The sequence below is a fragment of the Pseudonocardia sp. EV170527-09 genome (assembly GCF_008369905.1).
Taxonomy (GTDB): domain Bacteria; phylum Actinomycetota; class Actinomycetes; order Mycobacteriales; family Pseudonocardiaceae; genus Pseudonocardia.
This window is the reverse complement of sequence record NZ_VRMC01000149.1, coordinates 1-6,724: the sequence shown is the minus strand read 5'-3', so window position 1 is coordinate 6,724 and position 6,724 is coordinate 1. Positions and strand designations below refer to the sequence as shown.

Here is a 6,724-nt window from a genome sequence, read left to right as displayed (position 1 = left end):
GGGTGGACGTCCACCCTCTGCCCCACCCTCGCCTCACCCCCTGCCCCACCCTGGTTGATCAGCGCAGATACCCGCAGGGTGGGGGAGGTGGGTGGGGTGAGGCTGGGCGATCGAGTCCCCGGGAACACTCGTTTTGCAGGGTTGGAGCACCCTCACTCTCTGCCCCACCCTCGCCGACAGGCCCGCCAGCGCTGGACACTCACCGTGACCCTGGTGAGGCTGTCGGGCAGCCCGGGGCGGCGTTCGCTCGCTCTTGCAATGGCCTGCATTCTCGCTGGTCGGGGATGCGTGACCTGCGAAGATGTCAAGGTTGCAGTCAAGATGGCGGCCGTATAAGCCGCTGACCTGTGAAGATGTCAAGATGGCGGCTAGGGGGAAGGTCTGCAACCTTGCCATCTTGGGGCGGCCGCCATCTTGACCGCGGATCCTGCCCTCACAGTCGACGGAGAGTGACCGCCAAAACGAGGGCCCCGGTCAGGGACCCAGAGAGTTCTCCCTCCGAGGGTCCCTCGGCCTCCCTCCCCTACCTGATCAGCGCAGATCCGCCCCGAGGGACCCAGGGAGGCAGTGCCAATGAGGGCCGCTGACAAGGGCCCACGGGCACTTTGAAGCAGAGGCCGCGGCCTCCCTCCCTGACGAGACTCGCCGCCATGCAATCACGTTAAGTGACGATCAGTGGAGCTGGCCATCCCTGCACGCGTTCTGCGAGGCCGCCGAAGCGCCCCGCGGATTCAGACGCAACTCATCGGTAGCTCCACGCTCGGCCGGTGCCGCGGTACTGCGCGACCGAGATCGGCTCAACGCCAGGTCGCATCCTGGACCGGTAGAGCAGACCGTCGAGATGGTCAATCTCGTGAGCCACCAGCCGTGCCACACCGTCCTGGAACACCGTGATGTGCGTCCGGCCATCAACGTCCTGGTGCTCCACCTCGATGCTCCGTGGTCGTGGCACCATGCCGCGTACGTCGAAGAAGCTGAGGCAGCCCTCGTACTGCTCGTCGACGCCATTCGATTCGTCAATGACTCGCGGGTTTAAGAGCGTTAGAGTCTCACCGTTCGCAGTCCGGACTACTGCCGCGGCCCGACCGATGCCAATTTGCGGCGCCGCAATTCCCATCCCCTTTGCGAAGTCGTGCGCCTGCCCGACGCGCTCCATAGTTGAAACGATCTGCGCGACGACCCGGCGTGCGTCCTCTGCCTCATCAGGAAAAGCGAAGCGCGTAGCCGTCTCCGTAAGGATCGGGTCACCGTCTTGCACGATTCCAATCTCGCTCATCTTGTCTGATGACTCGGAGGTCTTCATCTCGTCGTCCCTCTCGGACTCGACGCCAGCACGAAACTTCCACTCCACACGGTACCGAGCGTGCATGTCAGGATCATCAATCGACCACACGAAGTGCGTCCGATCACCCTCCTCGATTCGATCGATCGGGGTACGAAAGGCCGACGATGCGGCCGTCATTGACGTCTCCATGCCCCAGACTGCAGGATTCAGCGCCGTTGGCAGATCCATCTTTATGCTGAGACGACGAGTGGGAACCCGTATCGCGCGCTGCCACCAGGGTCCCCATTTCTCGGCCGAGACGGTATAGATGTACTCGATCCACACCGTTTGACCAGGATAGAGAGGAAACTTTCCGTCGTCGTTTTCGAGCAGGAGCCACAACTCTTTAAAAGCGTCGCGATCGTGCTTCACTCGCCATGACATGGGCTCGCCGGAACAGGTGGCGATCAGGCCAATTTCATCCCAGGTCAGGGGCGACTCGCGATAGAGCCTGTTCGATCGCTCCGGATCACCGGGATGTCGATCGACGGCAATCCGGATCAGGTACTGCGTGACCGGCTCGGTACCGGCGTTGTACAGCTGCCGTCGGACGAGTGTGCGGAACACGCCGTCGTCGTAGGACAGCTCGGCATGCTCGTGCTCCACGATGAGGGAGGCGGTCGGCGCAACCTGAGAGTCATCGGCGAGGGGACGAGTGGTCACAGCCCCGGTCGTTGCCGGTGCGATCTCCTCGCGTGCGGCTTGCCAGCGACGAACCAACGCGCGCCCGGCTCGTAGCCGCGTGTCCGCCTGCTCGACGAACTGCTTGCTCGGCAGAGTGCTGCCGGTCTCAACCTTGCTGACGTAGGACGGCGTGTAGCCAACGGCCGCCGCGAGCGCCTTCTGTGAGTGACCGCTGACCTCTCGCCAGTGCCGCAGCTCAGCGATGAACGCCTGTTGAGCTGCGGTTACGCCTTCGATCACGGTCGTGCCCTCCCCTGTTGCCAGGCCAGTGAATGGAATGAACGCCCGATGATCGTCGGTCACCCTGCCTTCAACCCGGCCCGGTTCTGCAGATTTGAGACATGAGAGACGACAGAGCACGCGAGGGATCACGGGGATCGCGGAGACGACCGACGCTCCACGGCCGCGAGACGCCGTTCGAGGTCCGCCAGGGTGCGACGAAGCTCCATCCAGTTAGCCGGGGAGACGCTGTCGATATCGACCGCCGGGGCTCCGCGCTGAACACGGACCCTGGCCGGCTGGCCGCGACGACTGACGATCAGCCCTTCGTCCTGGAGAACCCCGAGCGCCCGTTTGACGGTTCCGACCGCGACGCCGCAGTCGGCCGCCAGGACGGCGTGACTCGGCAGTGGGCCACCGGGACGGTACTGCCCCTCGACGATGCCGCGACGGACTACGTCGGCCACCTGCTCGAACTGCGGGCGGGAGTCGTCCGGATCGAGTTTCTGCACGTCGGACAGGCTACGACGTGCTGCCTAAGCAAGCCAATCGTAGCTAGCTTGCCTAGCTTGTCTATGTCGTCTATGGTTGTCCACGTCTTCAACGCATCGAAGACGCAAGAAGCCCCGCCCGGTGTTGGAGCACCGGACGGGGCGAACATCGAGTTCCTGGGAGGAACGATGCAGGTCGACCGTACCCGTATGTACCGGGTCCGTGCCGTGGCCGAGATGCTGGACCTGTCGCTGTCGACGGTCTACCGGGCGATCGAGTCCGGTGAGCTGGACGTGTTGCGGTTCGGCACCGCCGTCCGGGTCCCGGGCGACGCGCTGGCCGCGTGGCTCGAAGCGCGCTCGGAGGCCGCACACGCCGCGTTCGTCCGTGGCGGGCAGTCTGTCGCCGACGCCGACGCCGACACCTCCGACGCTGTTGCCGGGGCGAACGCTGAGGGGGTGGCGTGATGCGTGCGACCGCTCACCAGTTCGGATACGTCCAGTTCGCGGGCCAGCGGGGCCGGTTCCAGGCCGCGCACCGTGACGGCATCGGTGAGCGCCAGCCCGACGGGCGGGTCAGCATGCAGTTCCCCGCCGACCTCGAGGACTTCACCGCGGTGGCCTGGCTCGTCCTGTCCGACGGCCTGGTCGACGAATCCCAGTGGGGCGACGTCGACATGGGCTGGCTGGTCTCGGTCCTGCTCGACGAGGGCATGGACACCATCACCACCCTGCGGACCCAGCTCACCGACCCCGCCCACCTCGACCAACTCGACCACGACCAGCGGGATCTGCTCGACCGGGTCCGCGCCCACGTCATCGGCCTGTTCACCGGCGTCACCCTGGGCTCGACCACCGTGTCCCGGGCCACCCGCGCCGCCGTCCGCCGCGCCGCCGACGACCTCACCACCACACCGGCAGCCATCGCTGCCCCCGGTGTTGTGGTGGACCTCGACGACCTGGTCGGAGCCCGGTGATGGGCGCCGTCGCCCAGGCCCCGGTCCAGGTCCGGTCGTGGTCGCGCGGGGTGGTGTTCACCAGCGCCACCGGCCGCGTCACCGCGAAGCTGTCCCAAACCGAGATGGCGGTCGCGCTCGCTCTGTCCGGGGCGACGTGGCGCTCCCGAGCCGACCGGCCCTCACCGGAGCAGCTGGCCCGCATCGTCATGGCCGTCGTCCTGCGCCACGGCGGCGCCCACATCGCCCGCCACGCCCACAACGACCGCGCGACCACCAGTGCCGAACGCAACGCCACCACGACGCAACTGCGAGCACAGCGGGCCCTGTGGGGTTCCGCGCGCCGCGCCCAACAGTGCACCGACGCCGCGTTCGTGCTCCGGGTCGCCACCGACCGCGGACACATCAGGCCCACCGCAGCCGCGGCCTGACCCCACCCCGGCAGCACCTCGCCCCAGCACCACCGCGCGCCTGTCGAGCCACCCCCGACTCCTCGGGGGTCGCTCGACAGGCCGTCGGGGTGCGCCCACCCGCCTCGATCGGAGCTCCTCCACCGTGACGCCCACACCCCGCCTGCGGGCCCTGCCCGGACCCGACCAACCCCCGACCGACCCCACACCTGACCAGCACGAATCGAGCAAAGGATCGAGCACGGTCGAGCAGGTCGGGCGGCGCCTGAGGCTCACCTCGGCCGCCTCGATCACCCTGCGCCCGACCCACTGGCTCTGGACCGACCGCATCCCCGCCGGATCCATCGTCCTGGGCCCCGGCCGCGAAGGAATCGGCAAGTCCCTGTTCTGCGCCTGGCTCACCGCCCAGGTCACCAACGGCACCCTCGACGGCCTGCACACCGGCCGGGCCCGCGCCGTCGTCTACGCCGCCACCGAGGACTCCTGGGAACGCACCATCGCCGGACGCCTGCTCGCCGCCGGAGCCGACATGAACCGCGTCTTCCGCGTCGACGTCACCCACCCCGGAGCCGACGGCGCCCGGACCGTCCCGCTGTCCCTGCCGCGCGACTGCACCGACCTCGCCGTCGAGATGGGCACCCACGACGTCGCTCTGCTCGTCCTGGACCCACTGATCTCCGCGGTCGACTCACGGATCAACGTCAACCAGGAAGAACTCCGCGGAGCCCTCGAACCCCTCGCCACGCTCGCCGACAACACCGGCGCCGCGATCTTCGGCCTCGCGCACTTCAACAAAGCCAGCGGCACCGACGTCCTGTCCCGGGTCACCGGCTCCCGCGCATTCGCCGCCGTCGCCCGCGCCGGGATCGCGTTCGCCCGCGACCCCGACGCCGACGACGGCTCCTGCGTGATCTCCCAGGTCAAGAACAACCTCGGCCCACTCGACCTACCGTCACTGCGCTACCGCGTCGAACCGGTCACCCTCGACACCCCCGAAGGCCCCGCCCAATGGGGACGGCTGGTCATGCTCGGCGAGACCGATCGCCACGTCGAAGCGATCATGCGCCAGGCCGAGCAGCACAGCGGCGACGGCGAGGACGCCACCGACCTGGCCGACATCGACGCCTGGCTCGCCTCCTACCTCATCGACCGCTACGGCCGCGCTCCCGCCGCAGACGTGCTGAAACAGGGCGGGGCACTGGGATTCAGCAAGGCCCAGCTCTACCGGTCCAAGAAGCGCCTGAAGATCTCCTCCGGCAAGGGCGACGGATGGGCCTGGACCCTGCCCGACATCCCACCCCCGTGACCCCGCCCCGGGACGACCCGACCGGGATCAAGGTGGCGGCCAACATTGCAAGGTTGCAGGCCTCCCCACAGCCGCCATCTTGACATCTTCGCAGGTCAGCGCCTCATAGGGCCGCCATCTTGACTGCAACCTTGACATCTTCGCAGGTCACGCACCCCCCACCAGCGCAAATGGAGATCCACAACCATGCACCCGACCGCTCTCGCCGACCAGCTCGCCGCCGCCACCCACGACGCCCGAACCCGCCTCGACCACATCGCCCACCACACCGGCGCCCGGCCCATCACCCCAGCCACCGTCCCCGAATGGCTCCACGGCCATCTCAGAGCCCTACGAGACGCCATCCACAGCGACCACGCCACCTACTGCCCACACCTCGCCACCGGACCCACCGTCGCCTACGCCGCCATCTGGAAGCCCGCCATCCTCACCTGCGCAGCCTGCGCCGCCACCGTCTTCCGCGCCGACCACACCGAAGACACCACCTGCGACCGCTGCCGCACCCACACCCCCGACACGCCACTACACCCCGGACTCATCGCCTCCGGACCCGTCCTCCTCGCCTACGGCCTCTGCATCCACTGCCACACCGACACGACCACACCCCCGCAGTCGATCCGCGTCCTGCTCTCGGTCGAAGAGGCAGCCCAGCGACTCACGATCAGCCGGACCCGCACCTACGCCCTGATCAAGGCAGGCGAGATCGAGTCCCTACGCATCGGACGGCTACGCCGCGTCCCAGCCAACGCCATCGACGACTACGTCCAACGCCTGGTCGACGACCAGCACGCGGCCTGACGCCGAGGAGCACCATGCCCCGCAAGAGGCCCGAAGGAACTCGCGCGCCGAACGGCGCATCGACGATCTACGTCGACAAGGACGGGAAGTGGCACGGCCGAGTCACCGTCGGCGTCAAGGACGACGGTTCCGCCGATCGTCGTCACGTCCGAGGCAAGAACGAGTCGGAGGTCATCGAGAAGGTCCGGAAGCTTGAACGCGCCCGTGACGACGGGACCACACGGAAAGCCGGTCGCGTCCCGACGGTCGAACAGTGGCTCACCCACTGGCTGGAGAATATCGCCAGGCCGTCGATCAAGTACAAGTCGTTCCGGGCCTACGACACGGCGGTGAAGCTGCACCTTATCCCGGGACTAGGTGTGATGTCCAGGGAGGTTGTCCCGTCCGGGGGCGGTGAGTCTGGCTGACAGACGAAGGCCTCCGGTTGTGAAGTGGAGCTGTCTAGGAACCGCTTCACCCACCGGAGGCCTTCGTGTCCCACGCTAACGCCGCCCTGACCCCGCGCGCCCGGCTGCGGCTCGCTCAACTCGTCGTCG

At 67.6% G+C, this 6,724-nt stretch carries 8 protein-coding genes; 6 read left to right on the top strand and 2 right to left on the bottom strand.

The features are described from left to right. Positions 1 to 742: 742 nt before the first annotated feature. Positions 743 to 2,311, bottom strand: a complete 1,569-nt coding sequence (locus FVA95_RS26915; RefSeq protein WP_240051759.1) for a peptide deformylase — start codon at positions 2,309 to 2,311, stop codon at positions 743 to 745. Between the two features lie 65 nt (positions 2,312 to 2,376). After that, positions 2,377 to 2,694 carry a GntR family transcriptional regulator gene (locus tag FVA95_RS34075; RefSeq protein WP_368667368.1) on the bottom strand — a complete coding sequence of 106 codons (318 nt, stop codon included), beginning with the start codon at positions 2,692 to 2,694 and terminating at the stop codon, positions 2,377 to 2,379. A gap of 108 nt (positions 2,695 to 2,802) precedes the next feature. Between FVA95_RS34075 and FVA95_RS34070 the strand changes: the two genes are divergently transcribed. The 6 genes from FVA95_RS34070 (at position 2,803) to FVA95_RS26885 (ending at position 6,595) form a co-directional block, all read left to right on the top strand. After that, positions 2,803 to 3,186, top strand: coding sequence for a helix-turn-helix domain-containing protein (locus FVA95_RS34070; RefSeq protein ID WP_368667367.1), 384 nt, complete (start codon positions 2,803 to 2,805; stop codon positions 3,184 to 3,186). Then, the gene (locus FVA95_RS26900; protein WP_149666616.1) at positions 3,186 to 3,695 is read left to right on the top strand and encodes a hypothetical protein; all 510 of its coding nucleotides are present in this window, start codon (positions 3,186 to 3,188) and stop codon (positions 3,693 to 3,695) included. Before FVA95_RS34070 ends, FVA95_RS26900 begins: the two co-directional genes overlap by 1 nt. Next, complete coding sequence (locus FVA95_RS31095) at positions 3,695 to 4,105, top strand: hypothetical protein (RefSeq protein ID WP_161992482.1); 411 nt, start codon at positions 3,695 to 3,697, stop codon at positions 4,103 to 4,105. Before FVA95_RS26900 ends, FVA95_RS31095 begins: the two co-directional genes overlap by 1 nt. A gap of 124 nt (positions 4,106 to 4,229) precedes the next feature. Then, on the top strand, positions 4,230 to 5,390 hold the full coding sequence (locus FVA95_RS26895) for an AAA family ATPase (RefSeq protein WP_161992481.1): 1,161 nt from the start codon (positions 4,230 to 4,232) through the stop codon (positions 5,388 to 5,390). 576 nt (positions 5,391 to 5,966) lie between these two features. Beyond that, positions 5,967 to 6,188: an excisionase family DNA-binding protein gene (locus tag FVA95_RS32275; protein ID WP_205015999.1), complete on the top strand. Its 222-nt coding sequence runs from the start codon at positions 5,967 to 5,969 to the stop codon at positions 6,186 to 6,188. Positions 6,189 to 6,202: 14 nt separating this feature from the next. Next, positions 6,203 to 6,595 carry a hypothetical protein gene (locus FVA95_RS26885; RefSeq protein WP_149666613.1) on the top strand — a complete coding sequence of 131 codons (393 nt, stop codon included), beginning with the start codon at positions 6,203 to 6,205 and terminating at the stop codon, positions 6,593 to 6,595. Positions 6,596 to 6,724: the final 129 nt, after the last annotated feature.